We start from the raw sequence: 17,318 nt of genomic DNA on the forward strand, positions 1-17,318 counted from the left end.
GCTGCTCTGACGCGGATCATTCAAGCGTCAATCGCAGTCATGGAATCACCCCACTGATTCCGGAAAGCACACCTCAGGGGCGGGCGATGGAGCAGACACAGACCTCCCACAACGGCTCGGCGACGGCCACCCAGGGCGCGCAGCGCCGGGTGCTGGTGGTCGAGGACGACCAGACGATCGTGGACGCCATCGCGACCCGTCTGCGCGCCGAAGGGTTCCTGGTGCAGACGGCGGGCGACGGTCCGGCCGCCGTCGACACGGCCGAGGCCTGGCAGCCCGACCTGCTGATCCTCGACATCATGCTGCCCGGCTTCGACGGCCTGGAGGTCTGCCGTCGCGTGCAGGCCCAGCGGCCGGTGCCGGTGATGATGCTGACCGCGCGCGACGACGAGACCGACATGCTGGTCGGCCTGGGCGTCGGCGCCGACGACTACATGACCAAGCCGTTCTCGATGCGTGAACTGGCCGCACGGGTGCACGTGCTGCTGCGCCGGGTGGAGCGGGCGGTCGTGGCCGCCTCGACGCCGCGCAGCGGCATCCTGCGCCTCGGCGAGCTGGAGATCGACCACGCGCAGCGCCGGGTGCGGGTGCGCAGCGAGGACGTCCACCTCACCCCCACCGAGTTCGACCTGCTGGTCTGCCTCGCGAACACGCCGCGCGCGGTGCTCTCCCGCGAGCAGCTGCTGGCCGAGGTGTGGGACTGGGCGGACGCCTCCGGCACCCGGACCGTGGACAGCCACATCAAGGCGCTGCGGCGGAAGATCGGCGCCGAGCGCATCCGTACCGTGCACGGCGTGGGCTACGCGCTGGAGACGCCGAACCCGTGAGCGCAGGACGGGAGCCCGCCCGGAGGAACCCCGCCCCACGGAGCGCCGGGGATCCCTGGGGCGGCGTACGCCCGTTCTCGATCAAGACCAAGCTGGGCGCGCTGGTCGTCACGTCGGTGCTGATCACCACCGGCCTGTCGGTGGTCGCGGTGAACACGAAGACGGAGCTGCGCTTCATCACGGTGTTCTCCATGATCGCCACGCTGCTGATCACGCAGTTCGTGGCGCACTCGCTGACCGCGCCGCTGGACGAGATGAACGCCGTCGCCCGGTCCATCTCGCACGGCGACTACACGCGCCGGGTGCGCGAGAACCGCCGTGACGAGCTGGGCGACCTGGCCGTCACCATCAACCGCATGGCCGACGACCTGGAGGCCCAGGACCTGCAGCGCAAGGAGCTGGTGGCGAACGTCTCGCACGAGCTGCGCACCCCGATCGCGGGCCTGCGGGCGGTGCTGGAGAACATCGTCGACGGCGTCACCGAGGCCGACCCGGAGACCATGCGCACCGCGCTCGGGCAGACCGAGCGGCTCGGCCGGCTGGTGGAGACGCTCCTCGACCTCTCCCGCCTGGACAACGGCGTCATACCGCTGCGCAAACGGCGCTTCGAGGTGTGGCCGTACCTGTCGGGCGTGCTGAAGGAGGCCAACATGGTGGCCTCCGCACGCGCGGGCATCGCCTCGGGCTCGGGCAGCCACACCCGCACCGACGTGCACCTGGCGCTGGACGTCTTCCCGCCGGAGCTGACGGCGCACGCCGACCCGGAGCGGATCCACCAGGTCGTCTCCAACCTCATCGACAACGCCGTCAAGCACAGCCCGCCGCACGGCCGGGTGACGGTCCGGGCGCGCCGCGGCGAACTGCCGGAATCGCTTGAGCTGGAGGTGCTCGACGAGGGGCCCGGCATCCCGCGGTCGGAGTGGCGCCGGGTGTTCGAGCGGTTCAACCGGGGTTCGGTGTCCCGGCCGCACGGTCCGGGCAGCGACGGCGGCACCGGTCTCGGCCTGGCGATCGCGCGCTGGGCAGTGGATCTGCACGGCGGCCGGATCGGGGTGGCCGAATCCGAGCGCGGCTGCCGGATCGTCATCACCCTTCCGGGGCTTCCGTCGACGTCCGGTTGACGTAGGGTTCACAGCGGAGGGTAAAGATCCACGGCGTTCGCGCTGGCGGACACGTGTGAGCAGGTAAAGGACCGCGGCGCCGGGGCGCCGGGTCCGGGTCTCCCGATCCCGCACGCAACAGAACCTCGCTTGTTTCCCGCCATTTCCAGCGCCGAAACGCGGTCTGTGATGTGACTTACGCGACGATGAACGGGCCCGGCCTGACCTTCCCGGTCAGGTAGGCGTAGCCTTGATTCCCGCTGTCCACCATCTTGTGAAGCGGAAGAGGGCGGTTCTCGCCGTGTCGCCACAGTCCCCCAGTAACTCGAGCATCTCGACCGACACCGACCAAGCGAACACCGCGGGCAAGAACCCCGCGGCCGCCTTCGGTGCCAATGAGTGGCTCGTCGACGAGATCTATCAGCAGTACCTCCAGGACCCGAACTCCGTGGACCGAGCCTGGTGGGACTTCTTCGCCGACTACAAGCCAGGAGCGCCCGCGGCCCAGACCGCCGCCCCGGCCGCCCCCGGTGCCGCGACCACGGACTCCGGCAGCGCGCAGCCGGCCGCGCCCGCCCCGCAGGCGCAGGCCGCCGCCCCGGCCGCGGCGCAGCCCGCCGCCCCCGCGAAGCCGGCCGCCCAGGCCCCCGCGGCTCCGGCCGCGAAGCCCGCCGCCGCGCCGGCCCCGGCCAAGCCCGCCGCCCAGGCGAAGGCCGCGGCGCCCGCCAAGGACGCCGCCGCCGCGCCCGAGGGCCCGGAGACGGTCACCCTGCGCGGCCCGGCCGCCGCGGTCGTGAAGAACATGAACGCCTCGCTGGAGCTGCCCACGGCCACGTCCGTGCGCGCGGTCCCGGTGAAGCTGCTGTTCGACAACCGCATCGTCATCAACAACCACCTCAAGCGCGCCCGGGGCGGGAAGATCTCCTTCACGCACCTGATCGGCTACGCGATGGTGCAGGCCATCAAGGCCATGCCGTCGATGAACCACTCGTTCGGCGAGAAGGACGGCAAGCCGACCCTGGTCAAGCCGGCCCACGTCAACCTCGGCCTCGCCATCGACCTGGTCAAGCCCAACGGCGACCGCCAGCTGGTCGTCGCGGCGATCAAGAAGGCCGAGACGCTGAACTTCTTCGAGTTCTGGCAGGCCTACGAGGACATCGTCCGTCGCGCCCGCGACAACAAGCTGACGATGGACGACTTCACCGGCGTCACCGTCTCGCTGACCAACCCCGGCGGCCTCGGCACCGTCCACTCCGTGCCGCGCCTGATGCCCGGCCAGTCGGTCATCATGGGCGTCGGCTCCATGGACTACCCGGCGGAGTTCCAGGGCACCAGCCAGGACACCCTGAACAAGCTCGGCATCTCGAAGGTCATGACGCTCACGTCGACCTACGACCACCGGGTCATCCAGGGCGCCGCCTCCGGCGAGTTCCTGCGCCAGGTCGCCAACCTGCTGCTCGGCGAGAGCGGGTTCTACGACGAGATCTTCAAGGCGCTGCGCATCCCCTACGAGCCGGTCCGCTGGCTCAAGGACATCGACGCCTCGCACGACGACGACGTCACCAAGGCCGCCCGCGTCTTCGAGCTGATCCACTCCTACCGGGTCCGCGGCCACGTCATGGCCGACACCGACCCGCTGGAGTACCAGCAGCGCAAGCACCCCGACCTCGACGTCAACGAGCACGGCCTCACCCTGTGGGACCTGGAGCGCGAGTTCGCGGTCGGCGGCTTCGCCGGCAAGTCCCTGATGAAGCTGCGCGACATCCTCGGCGTGCTGCGCGACTCGTACTGCCGCACCACCGGCATCGAGTTCATGCACATCCAGGACCCGAAGCAGCGCAAGTGGATCCAGGACCGCATCGAGCGCCCGCACACCAAGCCGGAGCGCGAGGAGCAGCTGCGCATCCTGCGCCGGCTGAACGCGGCGGAGGCCTTCGAAACCTTCCTGCAGACCAAGTACGTCGGGCAGAAGCGGTTCTCCCTGGAGGGCGGCGAGTCCGTCATCCCGCTGCTCGACGCGGTCATCGACTCGGCGGCCGAGTCCCGCCTGGACGAGGTCGTCGTCGGCATGGCCCACCGCGGCCGGCTGAACGTGCTGGCCAACGTGGTCGGCAAGTCGTACGCGCAGATCTTCCGCGAGTTCGAGGGCAACCTCGACCCGAAGTCGATGCACGGCTCCGGCGACGTGAAGTACCACCTGGGCGCCGAGGGCACCTTCACCGGCCTGGACGGCGAGCAGATCGCCGTCTCGCTGGTCGCCAACCCCTCGCACCTGGAGGCGGTCGACCCGATCCTGGAGGGCGTCTCGCGCGCCAAGCAGGACATCATCAACAAGGGCGGCACGGACTTCACCGTCCTGCCGGTGGCGATCCACGGCGACGCGGCCTTCGCGGGCCAGGGCGTGGTGGCCGAGACCCTGAACATGTCGCAGCTGCGCGGCTACCGCACCGGCGGCACGGTCCACGTCGTCATCAACAACCAGGTCGGCTTCACCGCCGCCCCGGAGTCCTCGCGCTCCTCCATGTACGCCACCGACGTGGCCCGCATGATCGAGGCCCCGATCTTCCACGTGAACGGCGACGACCCGGAGGCCTGCGTCCGCGTGGCGCGGCTCGCCTTCGAGTTCCGCCAGGCGTTCAACAAGGACGTGGTGATCGACCTCCTGTGCTACCGCCGCCGCGGGCACAACGAGACCGACAACCCGGCCTTCACCCAGCCGCTGATGTACGACCTGATCGACAAGAAGCGCTCGGTGCGCAAGCTCTACACCGAGTCCCTGATCGGTCGCGGCGACATCACCCTGGAAGAGGCCGAGCAGGCCCTGCAGGACTACCAGGGCCAGCTGGAGAAGGTCTTCACCGAGGTCCGCGAGGCCGCCTCCCAGCCGGCCGCGTCCGAGCCCTCGGACCCGCAGGCCGAGTTCCCGGTGGCCGTGAACACCGCGATCACCGCCGAGACCGTCAAGCGGATCGCCGAGTCCCAGGTCAACATCCCCGACCACATCACCGTGCACCCGCGGCTGCTGCCGCAGCTGCAGCGCCGCGCGGCGATGGTCGAGGACGGCACGATCGACTGGGGCATGGGCGAGACCCTCGCCGTCGGTTCCCTCCTCCTGGACGGCGTGCCGGTCCGGCTCACCGGCCAGGACTCGCAGCGCGGCACCTTCGGCCAGCGCCACGCGGTCGTCATCGACCGTGAGACGGGCGACGAGTTCACGCCGCTGCTGTACCTCTCCGAGGACCAGTCCCGCTACAACGTCTACAACTCCCTCCTCTCCGAGTACGCGGTGATGGGCTTCGAGTACGGCTACTCGCTGGCCCGCCCGGACGCGCTGGTGATGTGGGAGGCGCAGTTCGGCGACTTCGTCAACGGCGCCCAGACGGTCGTGGACGAGTTCATCTCGTCGGCCGAGCAGAAGTGGAACCAGACCAGCGGCGTGACGCTGCTGCTCCCGCACGGCTACGAGGGCCAGGGCCCGGACCACTCCTCGGCCCGCCCGGAGCGGTTCCTGCAGCTGTGCGCGCAGAACAACATGACGGTCGCGATGCCGACCCTGCCGTCGAACTACTTCCACCTCCTGCGGTGGCAGGTGCACAACCCGCACCACAAGCCGCTGGTCGTCTTCACCCCGAAGTCGATGCTGCGCCTGAAGGCCGCGGCCTCGAAGGCGGAGGAGTTCACGACGGGCCAGTTCCGCCCGGTCATCGGCGACGACTCGGTCGACCCGGCCGCCGTCAAGAAGGTCGTCTTCACCGCCGGCAAGGTCTACTACGACCTGGACGCCGAGCGGAAGAAGCGCGGTCTGACGGACACGGCCATCATCCGCATCGAGCGCCTGTACCCGCTGCCGGGTGCCGAGCTCCAGGCGGAGATCGCCAAGTACCCGAACGCCGAGAAGTACCTGTGGGCCCAGGAGGAGCCGGCGAACCAGGGTGCCTGGCCGTTCATCGCGCTCAACCTGATCGACCACCTGGACCTGGCGGTCGGCGCGGACGTCCCGCACGGCGAGCGCCTGCGCCGCATCTCACGCCCGCACGGCTCGTCCCCGGCGGTCGGCTCCGCCAAGCGCCACCAGGCCGAGCAGGAGCAGCTGGTGCGCGAGGTCTTCGAGGCCTGACCGACCCGTACCACCGCGACGCCGAGGGGCCCGGCACCGGAGAGATTCCGGTGCCGGGCCCCTCGGCGTGGCAGGCGGGCGGAGCGGCCGTCAGACCGTCTGCGGCTCGAAGTCCCAGTACGGGCGGTTGCGGGAGCGGGCCGAGACGGTATGGGTGTGCTTGCTGCCCAGCGTCGCGTCGAGGTCGGAGAGCGCCTCCTGCTCGACCTTCTCCGCCTGCCGGCGGTCCCGCAGGCCGCGCAGGTCCGCCGCGTGCGCGATACGGGTGGAGAGCGTGAGCGGATGCGTGCGCCCGAGCGTCTCGATGGCCGCCGTCACCGTCTCCCGGCTGAGTTCGGCGGCGCCCTCGGTGTCACCCACCAGGTTCCGCAGCGCGGAAGCGTTCAGGGCGCAGCCGAGCGTCCAGGGATGGCTCTCGCCGACGGCCCGCTTCATCCCGGCCAGTGCCTGTTCGACGAGGACGTGGCCGTGCTCGCGTTCGCCGACGTTGCGCAGGATGAGGGCCTGGTTGGCGCGGGCCCCGGCGATGAACGGGTGCCCCTCGTCGAGCATCATCTCGTAGCGTGCGACGACGGCCTCGCTGAGTTCGCGCGCCTGGTCGATGTCCCCGTGCTCGCGGGCGTAGCAGCTCTGGCCCGTCGCGAAGATCAGGGTGAGCGGGTGCGTCTCGCCCAGCACCCGCTCACCACGCTCCAGGACACTGGTCAGCATCGGCCCCGGCTCCTCACCACGAGGGGCGCGCTCGCCGAGGCGGTACCGGCACAGGGCCAGGTTGTACTCGGCCTTGAGGGTCTGCGGATTGTCCGCGCCCATCACGATGCGGTTCTCGCGGACGTTCTTCGTCTGGAGGGACTCGGCGTCGGCGTAGCGGCCCAGCAGACGCAGATCGATGGCGTACGTGATCTCGGAGCTGAGTGCCCACGGATGGCGGGCGCGCAGCAGCTGACGGCGCTCCTCCATGGTGCGCCGGTCGGTTTCCAGCGCCTCCTCGTAGCGGCCGAGCAGGCGCAGGGAGACGCCGAGATTGTTCTGGGCGTTGAGGGTCCGGGAGTCCTGGAGGCCGAGGAGGTCGCGGTAGGCCACCAGGACCCACTGCGAGAGTTCCAGGGCCTCGTCGTAGCGGGCGAGGCCCCGCAGGTCGCCGCCCAGGCCCGCGGCCGCCCTGAGGTGGTCCAGGTCCTGTGGCCCGCGTTCCTCCCGGAGGTGGTCGACCGCCTCCCGGCTGAGGGCCTCGGTCCTGGCGTAGTCGCCCACGGCGCGCAGCAGATTGGTGTAGTGGTAGTTGAGTTCCCAGATCCGCGGGTGGGTCGGGCCGAGGATCCTGCGCCAGGTGTCGAGGGCGCGCCCGCCGAGCTTGATGCCTGCCCGGTACTCGCCGGAGAAGTACATGTAGCGCAGGCAGTTGAAGACCAGGCGCTGGACCTGCCCGTCCGTGCTGTTGAGGACGTCCGCGTACTTCAGGTGCGGCACGATCTCGGCGTAGCCCGGCCACAGCTGGGTGTCGGTCGGCCGGCGCGGGTCCGCCGCCGCGAGGGCACGCCGTACGACCTCGATGAACTCGCCGCGGTCGGGGTCCGGCATGTCCTTGTGGACGATCTGGTGGACCATGCGGTGCAGGTACAGCGACTCCCCGGCGGAAACGGTCTCGTCGACGGACGCCTCGTGGGACTCCAGGCGGACCACCGAGTAGGCGCGCAGCTGGTTGACCGCCTTGTTCCACAGCAGCGGGTCGTTGAGCAGCCCGGCGAGCTGCTCGGGCAGTTCGTCGCCGGGCATCTCCTTGAGCAGGCGTACGGGGATGAACCCCGGTGCGAAGAAGGTGCACAGCCGCAGGAGGGCGACGGACTCCGGGACGGTCTCGCGGAGTTTGTTCAGCAGTATCGACCAGGCGGTCTGGAAGGCCAGCGGGAAGTCCGCCGACACCTTCACCACGTCGCTGTCGATGCCGCCCTCCAACAGAGCGATGTACTGCTCCACCGACAGGTCGGAGTCGTTCAGCCAGCCCGCCGTCTGGTCGAGCAGCAGCGGCAGGTCGCCCAGCGCCTCCGCCAGCTGGTCGGCGTCCGCCTCCGTCAGCCGGGGCGCGCGGCGGCGGATGAACGCCACCGACTCGTCGCGCGGGTAGATGTGGACTTCGAGCAGCTTGCTGTTGTGCTCGCTCCACTCCGGGTTCCGCGACGTGACGAGGACGTGTCCGGGGCCGGTCGGCAGCAGGTCCCAGATCTGGTCCGGCTCGTCCGCCCCGTCCAGGATCAGCAGCCACCTCGAATACGGCTCCCCGCGGCGCAGCGCGTCACGCACCGCGCGCAGCCGCTCGCCGTACTCCTGGCCGGTGCGCAGCTCCAGTTTGGGCGCCAGCTCGGCCAGTTGGCGACGGTAGGTGACGCGGTTCTCCGCGTTGACCCACCAGACCACGTCGTACTCCGAGCCGAACCGGTGCGCGTACTCGGCAGCGAACTGGGTCTTCCCCACTCCGGACATGCCGTGCAGTGTCACCACACCGGCGCCGGGCTCGGCACCCTGGAGCAGTTGGTAGGCCTCGTTGAACAGCGGCTCCCGGCCGGTGAAGCGCGTGTTGCGGCGCGGCACCACACCCCACACGTCCGGCATCGCCGCCGGGAACCGGGGCCCGCGGCGCGACTCCGCCGTCGTCTGGGGCAGCGGCTCGGTCGGCAGGTCGAGCCGGTCGAGCAGGCGCCGCTCGGCCTCCTCGGCGCCCATGTTGGTCAGGGCGACCGGCGCCAGCACGGCCGCCGCCGACGGAACCGTGGCCGTGGTGACGGAGACGGCGGCGAACCGGGACGGGTCGGGGGCGACGATCTCGCGCAGGGCCGCGTTCCACTCCTCGTGGGTGCGGGGGCCGAGCTGGAAATACCACTCACTGACCACGATGAGGACCCGGCCCTCGGCAAGCGTCAGGTCGCGCAGCAGGTCCACCAGCGGCACGTCCGCCGGGGAGTCCCAGCGCAGCGGCACCACCCGCACGCCGCGCCGCTCCAGCCGGTCGGCGATCCAGGCGGACCAGGCCCGGTTGAACCCCGCGAAGTGGATCGTGACCGTCTGCCTGGCGGTCCCCCTCCCGGTCGCCTCGACCGGCTTACGAGCTCCAGACATGCAGTGGCCTCCAGCGCGTAGTACCACAAAATCCTAGGACCTTGGAGCGTCACGCGTAAGTCCGCCGACCGACGGCAACACACCCTGTCCCGGCGATCTTTCCGTACCCGGCCGCCGCGTGCGGGCATCCTCACTCATTCGGCGGCGGGAGCGCGGAGGCGTGCCTGCGGGTCCACAGTGCGCGCGCGGATTGCACGTACGCCTGCGCGCGTGCGGTGTGGCCCCTGGGCGCGGAGGGCTCGGCCATCCGTTCGTGGCAGGCGGTCATCTCGTCGACGAAGCGGCGGCCTCGCACGGTGAGGTCGGGCGAGCCGACGAGGGCGGGCAGGGCTGCCTGGACCTGAGCGCGGTAGCGCGCGTGCTGGGCCCACGCCCGGTCTCGGTCGCAGGACGCGGTGCGCAGCGCCCTGCGCTGGAAGTAGGCGGCCAGCGCGAGATGGGCGTACGTGCCCTGGAGCAGGCCGTCGTAGGGCCTGGGGTCGGGGCGCCAGGGCGCGAAGTACCGTGCCTCGGGTCCGGCCCGGTGCAGCGTCACCAGGTCGCTCAGGGCCGTGAGTTTGGCGTGCTGCAGCTCGTGGACGAGGGTCGCGGCCAGGGCCGGGGCGTCGGGCGGCGTGCTGCTGAGGAGGGCGCCGAACGCCTCGCGGCGGGTGGCACTGCCACTGCCCCGTCCGGCACCGGCGCTCGACGGTGTTCGCAGGGGGATCAGGCAGCGCAGGAGCGTGGCCGCTTCGGCGAGGCGCTGCGCACCTCCCGAACGCAGGGCCCCGGCCATTCCGGACCAGACCTGCAACCACCGCTTGTACTCCGCGTCGTCCAGGGCCAGTGGTGTGCGCAAGTTGCCGTGGCGTGAGTCGCCGGGCGGCTCGCGGTACGGGTCTAGGTCGTCGAACGGCAGGTGCGGTGCGCCCGGCACGAGTGGGGGGAGCGCGTGTGCGGGGGTCCAGGCCAGGGCCCCGGACCAGGCGCCGAATCCGCTCTCCAGGTGGACTGTCACATCGGGAGCGTCCGTCTGGCGCAGCACCAGCCGCCCCGCGGTGCACGTGACGTCGACGGGCACGTCCCCGGGCCGCACCGTGTGCAGGGCGCCGAGGGAGGGGAGGACGAGAATCCCGGCGCGGGCCGTCAGCCGGGTGATGAACGGGACGCCCGAAGCGGCGGCGCCGACCGCGGCTACGGCACCGAAGTGGGCGAGGTCGCGCCGCAACCTGCGGGCCCGTTCCCCACTCGCCTGCCCCGGCCGGGCGTCGAGGCCCCGCAGGCAGGAGCGTGCCCAGGGGCCGGTCAGCGGGTGGAAGAGTCGGGCACGGACGGGGTTGCCCGGCATCGCCGCGGCGGCAGGGTCGGTGGTCGGGACGGCGACGGCAGGGGGGCGGGGGGCTCCGTACCGGTCTACGTGGCGGATCTGCGCACCGGACGGTGCGACGACCCGGCTCCCCGCACGGTCGAGGTCGCCCGGCCGGCGTTCCGCCGTCCGCGCGCCCACCGCCGCAGCCCGGTCCGCCTCGGTCAGCAGCGCCCAGTCGGCGCGCAGCCGCGCCTTCTGCCCCGGGGTGCAGACGGACGGGTCGGCTGCCTCGGCCGCATCGAGCACGGCCCGCAGCAGGAGCAGTCGCCGCGTGTCCTGGTCCCTCGTGAGGAGCGCCAGGGTGTCGGGGCCGCCCTCGGTCCGGGCGAGTTCGAGCAGGGCCCTGTCCGAGACCACCGGAAACATCACGCGGCACCCCCTCGGGGCGAGGACGGTCCAGGTACGGCGGCCGCTGCCAGCCGTGCGGCCACGTGCCGGATGAAGCGCTGGAGGTCGGCGCAGTACACGGAAGGGTTCTGGAAACCGTGCCCGGCGCGGTAGCGGTGCGCGTAGTGCCCGCCGCCGCAGACCCGCAGCAGCGGGCAGGCGCGGCACTGCTCCGCGAGCGACTCCGCTCCGGCCTGCCGGGCGGCGACGCCCGGGTGCCGCAGTGCCTCGTCGAAGGTGTTGCCGAACACGTCGAGGCCGGTCCGGGCGGCGCCGGGGTACGCCGACTTGAGGGAGTCGACCTGCTCGATCGACCCGTCGGTCTCCACGACGACCGCGCCGAAGGGAGCGAGCCCCAGCGCCTCGGTGGCGGCGGGCAGGCCCAGCAGGAGGGCCAGGCACTCTTCGAAGAGCCGTACCCGGGTTTCGCGCTGTCCGGCCGCCCACCAGCGGTCGAAGACCGCGCACAGCCAGTCGCCGTAGCGGACGCCGCTCAGTCCGGGTGGGCGCACGGACCAGTTTCCGTGTGGCAGCAGCAGGTCCAGTACGGGCGGGCGCAGGGCGAGGAGCGACTCGTACGTCTCGACCGGGTCCAGCGCCGGGTCGACGACGGCGAGGACGCCCGCGTACGACGCCGGGAAGCGATCGGCGACCAGGCGGGCCCCGCGTGCCGCCGCGGGCCAGGACGGGCGGCCCGCGTGGTCCACGCGACGCCGGTTGTGGGCGGCGGTGCCGCCGTCGAGGCTGATGCCGACCCGGATGCCGCCGTCGGCCAGTACGGCGAGGCGTTCCGGGGTGAGCAGGGTGGCGTTGGTCTGCACGGTGGCGTGGACCTGAGAGCCTGCCGGGACGCGCTCACGGACCCGGGCGACGAACGCGGCGAGCGTGCTGGCGCCCGCGAGCAGGGGTTCGCCGCCGTGCAGCACGAGGGCCAGGTCGCGCAGGGCGTGCCGGGTGGCGTGCTCGGCGATGCGGACGGCGGTGGCGTCGAGGACGGCGGCCGGAGTGGCGGCGGGGCGGTCGCGCCAGCCGCTGTCGGGGCCCTCGTACAGGTAGCAGTAGGTGCAGGCGAGGTTGCAGCGGCTGTGCACCTTCACGATGAACTGCTTGAAGGGCGTGGGACGTCCGGAATCGGCCGCTCGCTCCGGGACTGCGGCAGCCGGATCGGTGGTGATCTGTCCCGACACTCCAGCCCCCCATGCCGTACGGCCGTGCCGCGCCGTCACGGGCCCGTACCCCGGCCCCCTGCCACACCGAGCGGCATGCCCGGCGAGGCGCCGGTCCGAAACTTGGCTCTACAACAGTTGTCCTATTCACGCATCTCGGCGCGTCAGGATGACCGTAAGCACCCTCCTGCGCTCGGAAGAATGGCGCGATCCCTACGACACGACCTCGCTTCCGTCCCGAAAGGCGGTCAACGCGGAAGGTGTTAGAAGGAGTTGTCGAAGTCCCACAGTGTCTCGCTCGGCTCCGCGGCCCGCGCCCGCAGCTCCCCCAGCACCTCCCGCAGCACCGGATGCTCGATGGTCCCCAGCTCCGCCAGGTCCAGCTCCAGCAGGTCCGGCAGCGGTTGTTCGTCGCCCGGCGGTGCCGGTGCCGCGCCGGTCCCGTTCCGTATGCCCATCCCCGTTCCTCTCCCGTGCCGCTCCGCCCCGTGGGCGGGGCGCCGGTCTCACGTCTGCGCCCCTACCGGTCCCCTTCCAGGTCGGCGAGCCGCTGGGCCGTCTGCTGTGCGGTGGGCTCGCCCGTGACCAGGCGGTCGTCCGGCAGCCGTGCCCACTCCGCCCGTGCCGCCCGGTAGGCGTCGTGGGCCGCACGGGGACGGGCCGCCGCCTCGAAGGTCATACCCCGCCAGTGGTGTGCCTGCGCGGCGAGTTGGACCGCGTCGTGGCGCCTGCGCTGTGTTTCGGCCTCCTCCTCCGCCCGGCGCGCCGACTCGGCGGCCGCCCGGAAGGCGTCGACCGCCACGTCCAGGCGGGTCGCGCGGCTCAGGCTCTGGAACGCCTCGAACTGGGCCTGCCCGAGCTCCAGCCGGCAGTGCGCCGCGAGCAGCGGGTCCCTCGCGTCCGCCGCCGCCAGCCCGAAGAGGTGAGCGGCCTCCCTGAGGTCGATCCGGTCGCCGCGCGCCTGGTACCGGAGCATGAGCCCCCGTCCGAGAAGCAGCAGCCGGTGGGAGACCTGCCGGCTCCCCGCCGGGGTCTCCATCCGGCAGTCCCGCAGCACCCGGATCGCCCGGGACAGCAGCTCCTGGCGCCCCCGGCCGTCCTCCAGCGCCGCGAGCCGGAGCAGCACCGTTCCCCACTCCGCGAGTACGTCGGCGTGCGCGGGCGCGTCCCTCGGCATCCAGCGCGCCGCCTGGGCGAAACGGTCGGCGGCCCCGTGGAGTTCGGGCGGTTCCCCCGACTCGGCGTAGCGGGCGACGGCCACGCGCCCGGCGCGCACCAGCAGCGCCGCGCGCTGTGTCTGCTCCCGCACCCGTCCGAGCGCCTCGTCGGTCCGCACCTGGGCCTCGTCGAGCGGGCCGCCCGCCCGCAACAGCGCGTCGACCAGGTCCGTCAGGATCCGGACCCGGACGCGGACGGACCCCGCGGTGTCCGGAGGGCGACCGGACTCCAGCGCACGGCGCAACGACTGCGCCGACTGCTCCGCGTACAGCCGGACCTGGTCCGGATCCGCCGTGACCTCCGACAGCCGCAGGAGCGTACGGCCGTGGGCCAGCAGGAGTTCGGAGGGGCGCTCGGGACGGTCGGGCCAGGTGTCGGCGAACGCCTCCAGCATGCCGACGGCGCCCTGCAGCAGGGCGCTGTCGCCGCCCAGGCGCCACTGGGTCTCCAGGGAGCCGACCCGGTCCAGCGTGAGGCGCAGCGCCTCCTCCTCGTCCAGGCCGGGCGCCGCGCAGGCCACCGCGTACTCGCGGTCGGCGCGGCGCAGGAGTTCCAAGGCACCGGAGCGGTCTCCGCGCCGCCGGGCATCGGTGGCGGCGGCGTGCAGGACGCGTGCGAGGACCGCGCGTTCCCTCAGGCCGTGCGGGTGGGCCGCGGCCCGTTCGGCGGCCCGCTCGGCCTCGTGCAGCAGCGCGGCGCCGCCCTGCACCTCCCACAGCCGCAGGGTGCAGCGCGCGTACTCGCCCCACAGCTCGGGGTCGGCGCCGGCCGGCCGTTCGTGCTCGGTGGCTCCGCGCAGCAACTGCACGGCGTCGATGACGTCCTGGACCATGCCCTCGGTGTCGAACCGGGCGAGCAGCGTGCGGGCCCGGACCACCGCCTGGTGCGTCGGGCGGTCCGCGGCCGGCCTCGGGTCGGTCCGGCTGTCGTACGTCGCGAACTGCTCGGGCAGCGGCATGAACCGTTCCAGGATCCGGGCCGCGATCTCGGCGAAGGGCTGCGGCACGGGGTCGGCTCCGCCGTTGCCGCCGTTGCCGCCATTTCCGTTACGGCTGCCGTTGTCGCCCTTGGCGGCACGGCCCCCGTTGTCGGCATCGCCGTCGCCGTCGCTGCCGTCACCGCCGTCGCTGCCGTCACCGCCGTCGCTGCCGTCACCGCCGTCGCTGCCGTTGTCGCCGGGGCGGTCCGCGCCGGTGCCCGTGCCGTGCGGGCGGGCGGGCCCGGGGCCTCCGTCGCCGAGCTGGGCCAGGGCGAGGGCGGGGAAGTTGGGCCCGCCCTTGCCGAAGTGCTGCTCGATGTACTCCGAGCAGTGTTTGAGGACCAGCATGGCCTCGTCCCGCCCGAGCCGGGACAGCAGTGCCTCGCGCACGTCCGGTTCGATGTCGTACCACTGGGCGCCGTCGCCGCCGTGGTCCCCCCGGGCCCGGGAAACCAGGCCGCCGACCAGCACCTCGGCGAGTTCGGACGGGCCGGAGCCGGGCAGCATGGTCCGCTGCACCAGCTGCATCACCGGCAGGCAGAGCGGCGTCGCCGCGAGGTAGACGGCGAGGCGCGCGGCGGCCGGGGAGGCTGCGGCGCTGAACCGGCTGACCCGCTCCAACGGCGTCCGGCGGCGGTCCGGGCGGGCCGTCGGGCCGGCCGGCTGGTCGGCGCGCACCCAGCCCACGGCGCCCGGGACCGGACCGGCACCGGACAGCAGCCGCGCCCAGGATCCGAGGGCCACGGCCTCGGGCGGCAGCACGGGGACGGCCAGCGCGCCCCTGCGAGCCTCGGCGGGCGTGCCTGAGGTGGTACGGAGCCGCAGCACGGCGCCGCCGCCCAGGGTGTCGCCGCGCGACAGGCCGCCGAAGGTGACGGGGAACCGGGTGCGGTTCCACATGCGCTGCGGCAGCGGCTGGAGCACGGCGACGGGTCCCTGCCGGGTCAGGTGGTGGAGCAGCCGGTGGGCGTGGCCGCTGTGCCACAGTGGGCCGGCGCAGTCGCTGACCAGGACGACGATGCGGCGTCCGGTCGGATCGCTGAGCCGGTCGGCGGAGTGCAGCGGCGCGCCGCGCGCGTCGGGGCTGCGGCTGACGGCGGGGCCGCCGTCCGGCCCCTGGTGCAGGTGACTGACCTGGATGTCCGAGAAGGCACCCAGCTGGCCGAAGATCTGGGCCAGTTCGTCGAACAGGCGACCCCACACGTGCATCGAGGAGGACGTGTCCAGCACCAGTTGCAGCCGGGCGTCGCGGCGGGTCACGCTCCGGTGGACGGGCAGGATCAGTCCGCCGGCCCGGGCGCTCACCTCGGCGGTCGCGACCTCGTCGAGCTCGGCCCGCAGGGGCGGTGCGGGGCTGCGGTAGCCCTGCAACGGACGTAATGCGCGCTGGAGTTCAAGTGGCGCGGGCAGCACGGGGGCGGCGGGCACCCCCACCGGCAGCGCACGGGCCCGGCCCGCCCCGCGCACTCCGCGCCCCCCTCGCCCGTGCCGGCCCTCCTGCTCCTCCTGCCCGTCCCGGTCGTCCCGCCCGTCCCGTCGGGCGCCGGGCGGCATCGGATAGAGGGCGACGCGCCGGGCGGCCGGATCGCCGGACGGCTCCGGCTCGTGCACGGATCGCCCGGTCTCCTCCGGCGGCGGCACCAGGGGCAGGCCGGACGGCCGGGACCCCGGCCGAGCGGCGGGACCGGCCGTCACGGGCGGGCCGCCGTCCGCGGCGTCGGCGGGCCGGGTCCACCGGGCCAGCCACAGGGCGTCGCACAGCTGCTCGGCGTCCGGGTCCAGGCCGGCTCCGCGCAGCCGGAGGACGAGTTCGGCGAGCGGGTCGCCGCCGGGCAGGGCGGTGTGCCCGGCCCCGCCCCCGTCGTCACCGGCGGCCGAAGGACCGTGCCGCGCCGTCGCGTCGGGCATCAGCGCGTCACCTCGGGCGGTCGAGCCGCTGGATGAGCAGGTCGGCCAGGCGGTCGCGGCCGGGCGTGGCGGCCGCGTCGGTGAGGTAGATCGCGTTGAGCAGCTGGTCCGCCGCCAGCAGTTCGCTGCGGGACCGCTCCAGGAACCGGGTGACGAGGTCGTCGCCGGCCCGGGCCGCCTCGTCGCCCAGGTGGGCCCGTACGAAGGTGGCGAGCCGGTTGTGATCGGGGCGGCCGAGCTCCAGGTGGATGCAGCGCCGCATCAGCGGAGCCGGGAAGTCGCGTTCGCCGTTGCTGGTGAGGACCACGAAGGGGAAGGCCCGGCAGCGCACGCGGCCGTCGCGCACCGGCACCTTCACGCCGTCCGCGGTGAGCACCTCGGCCTCCCCGTCGGGCAGCCGGTCGGCGACGCGCTCCAGTTCGGGGATGGCGAACTCGCCTTCCTCCAGCACGTTCAGCAGGTCGTTGGGCAGGTCGATGTCGCTTTTGTCCAGCTCGTCGATGAGCAGCACCCGCGGCGTGTCGGAGGGCAGCAGGGCGGTGCCGAGCGGGCCGAGCCTGATGTAGCTGCCGATGCCCTCGACCGCGCCCGGAGTCCCGGCCGACGCCCCGAATCCGCCCTGCGCGGCGATCTGCACGTCCTGCAGCCGGGCGATGGCGTCGTAGTGGTAGAGGCCGTCCTGGAGCGCGGAGCGGCTGACGATGGACCAGCGCAGTACGTTGCCCAGGCCCAGTTCGTACGCCACCGAGTGGGCCAGGGTGCTCTTGCCCGCACCGGGGCTGCCGGTGACGAGGAGCGGCCGGCGCAGGTACAGGGCGGCGTTGATCATCTCGAGTTCCTCGGCGCCCGGCCGGTGCAGTTCGGCCAGGTGTCGGTGGGAACCGAGCCTGCGGTCCTCGGAACCGTCGCCTGCGCCCGCCTCGTCCCGGCTGGTGAAGTCCCGCCAGGGGGGCGGGCCGGGCAGCCGGTCGATGCCGTCGTGGGGTTCACCCGCGCCCCGGTAGATGAGCCACTCGCTGGATTCGGTCATGATCCGGTCCTCGTCGTCACTCGTCTGCGGGGCCCTGCCGTCGCCACGCGACCCGGCGTCCGCCCCGAGGGGCGGCGCGCGGGCGCAGGTGACGGCGACGCCCTCGGGCGGCTGTGCGAGCGTC

General features: G+C 72.8%; 9 protein-coding genes. 3 read left to right on the top strand and 6 right to left on the bottom strand.

Annotated features, from left to right (window positions below):
• Positions 1–86 precede the first annotated feature (86 nt).
• The 3 genes from IG94_RS0122000 (at position 87) to IG94_RS0122010 (ending at position 6,044) form a co-directional block, all read left to right on the top strand.
• On the top strand, positions 87–827 hold the full coding sequence (locus IG94_RS0122000) for a response regulator transcription factor (RefSeq protein WP_031039652.1): 741 nt from the start codon (positions 87–89) through the stop codon (positions 825–827).
• Positions 824–1,948 (top strand): sensor histidine kinase, encoded by a 1,125-nt coding sequence (locus tag IG94_RS0122005; RefSeq protein WP_031039656.1) that lies wholly within the window; start codon positions 824–826, stop codon positions 1,946–1,948. The genes IG94_RS0122000 and IG94_RS0122005 overlap by 4 nt, the downstream gene beginning before the upstream one ends.
• 280 nt (positions 1,949–2,228) lie before the next feature.
• Positions 2,229–6,044 carry a multifunctional oxoglutarate decarboxylase/oxoglutarate dehydrogenase thiamine pyrophosphate-binding subunit/dihydrolipoyllysine-residue succinyltransferase subunit gene (locus IG94_RS0122010; RefSeq protein ID WP_031039660.1) on the top strand — a complete coding sequence of 1,272 codons (3,816 nt, stop codon included), beginning with the start codon at positions 2,229–2,231 and terminating at the stop codon, positions 6,042–6,044.
• 90 nt (positions 6,045–6,134) lie between these two features.
• Here IG94_RS0122010 and fxsT read toward each other — a convergent pair whose 3' ends face one another.
• From fxsT to IG94_RS0122040, 6 genes are all read right to left on the bottom strand, one after another.
• Entirely contained in the window at positions 6,135–9,158 is a 3,024-nt protein-coding gene (gene fxsT / locus IG94_RS0122015; protein WP_031039664.1) for an FxSxx-COOH system tetratricopeptide repeat protein, read from the bottom strand.
• A gap of 130 nt (positions 9,159–9,288) precedes the next feature.
• Positions 9,289–10,872 carry an aKG-HExxH-type peptide beta-hydroxylase gene (locus IG94_RS0122020; protein ID WP_031039666.1) on the bottom strand — a complete coding sequence of 528 codons (1,584 nt, stop codon included), beginning with the start codon at positions 10,870–10,872 and terminating at the stop codon, positions 9,289–9,291.
• On the bottom strand, positions 10,872–12,068 hold the full coding sequence (locus tag IG94_RS0122025; RefSeq protein WP_031039668.1) for an FxsB family cyclophane-forming radical SAM/SPASM peptide maturase: 1,197 nt from the start codon (positions 12,066–12,068) through the stop codon (positions 10,872–10,874). The genes IG94_RS0122020 and IG94_RS0122025 overlap by 1 nt, the downstream gene beginning before the upstream one ends.
• Before the next feature lie 254 nt (positions 12,069–12,322).
• Positions 12,323–12,517, bottom strand: coding sequence for an FxSxx-COOH cyclophane-containing RiPP peptide (fxsA, locus tag IG94_RS0122030; protein ID WP_031039672.1), 195 nt, complete (start codon positions 12,515–12,517; stop codon positions 12,323–12,325).
• Between the two features lie 62 nt (positions 12,518–12,579).
• Positions 12,580–16,164, bottom strand: a complete 3,585-nt coding sequence (locus IG94_RS0122035; protein WP_031039674.1) for an SAV_2336 N-terminal domain-related protein — start codon at positions 16,162–16,164, stop codon at positions 12,580–12,582.
• A 7-nt stretch (positions 16,165–16,171) separates the two neighbouring features.
• Positions 16,172–17,194 (bottom strand): AAA family ATPase, encoded by a 1,023-nt coding sequence (locus IG94_RS0122040; protein ID WP_031039677.1) that lies wholly within the window; start codon positions 17,192–17,194, stop codon positions 16,172–16,174.
• Between the last annotated feature and the right edge of the window lie 124 nt (positions 17,195–17,318).

The organism is Streptomyces olivaceus, assembly GCF_000721235.1.
GTDB classification, from domain to species: Bacteria; Actinomycetota; Actinomycetes; order Streptomycetales; family Streptomycetaceae; genus Streptomyces; species Streptomyces olivaceus.

What these genes read in the sequence shown, in the direction of transcription:
- IG94_RS0122020 (WP_031039666.1), bottom strand. Translation starts at nt 10,872, where the DNA reads ATGTTTCCGGTGGTCTCGGACAGGGCCCTGCTCGAACTCGCCCGGACC.
- IG94_RS0122000 (WP_031039652.1), top strand. Translation starts at nt 87, where the DNA reads ATGGAGCAGACACAGACCTCCCACAACGGCTCGGCGACGGCCACCCAG.
- fxsT (WP_031039664.1), bottom strand. Translation starts at nt 9,158, where the DNA reads ATGTCTGGAGCTCGTAAGCCGGTCGAGGCGACCGGGAGGGGGACCGCC.
- IG94_RS0122040 (WP_031039677.1), bottom strand. Translation starts at nt 17,194, where the DNA reads ATGACCGAATCCAGCGAGTGGCTCATCTACCGGGGCGCGGGTGAACCC.
- fxsA (WP_031039672.1), bottom strand. Translation starts at nt 12,517, where the DNA reads ATGGGCATACGGAACGGGACCGGCGCGGCACCGGCACCGCCGGGCGAC.
- IG94_RS0122035 (WP_031039674.1), bottom strand. Translation starts at nt 16,164, where the DNA reads ATGCCCGACGCGACGGCGCGGCACGGTCCTTCGGCCGCCGGTGACGAC.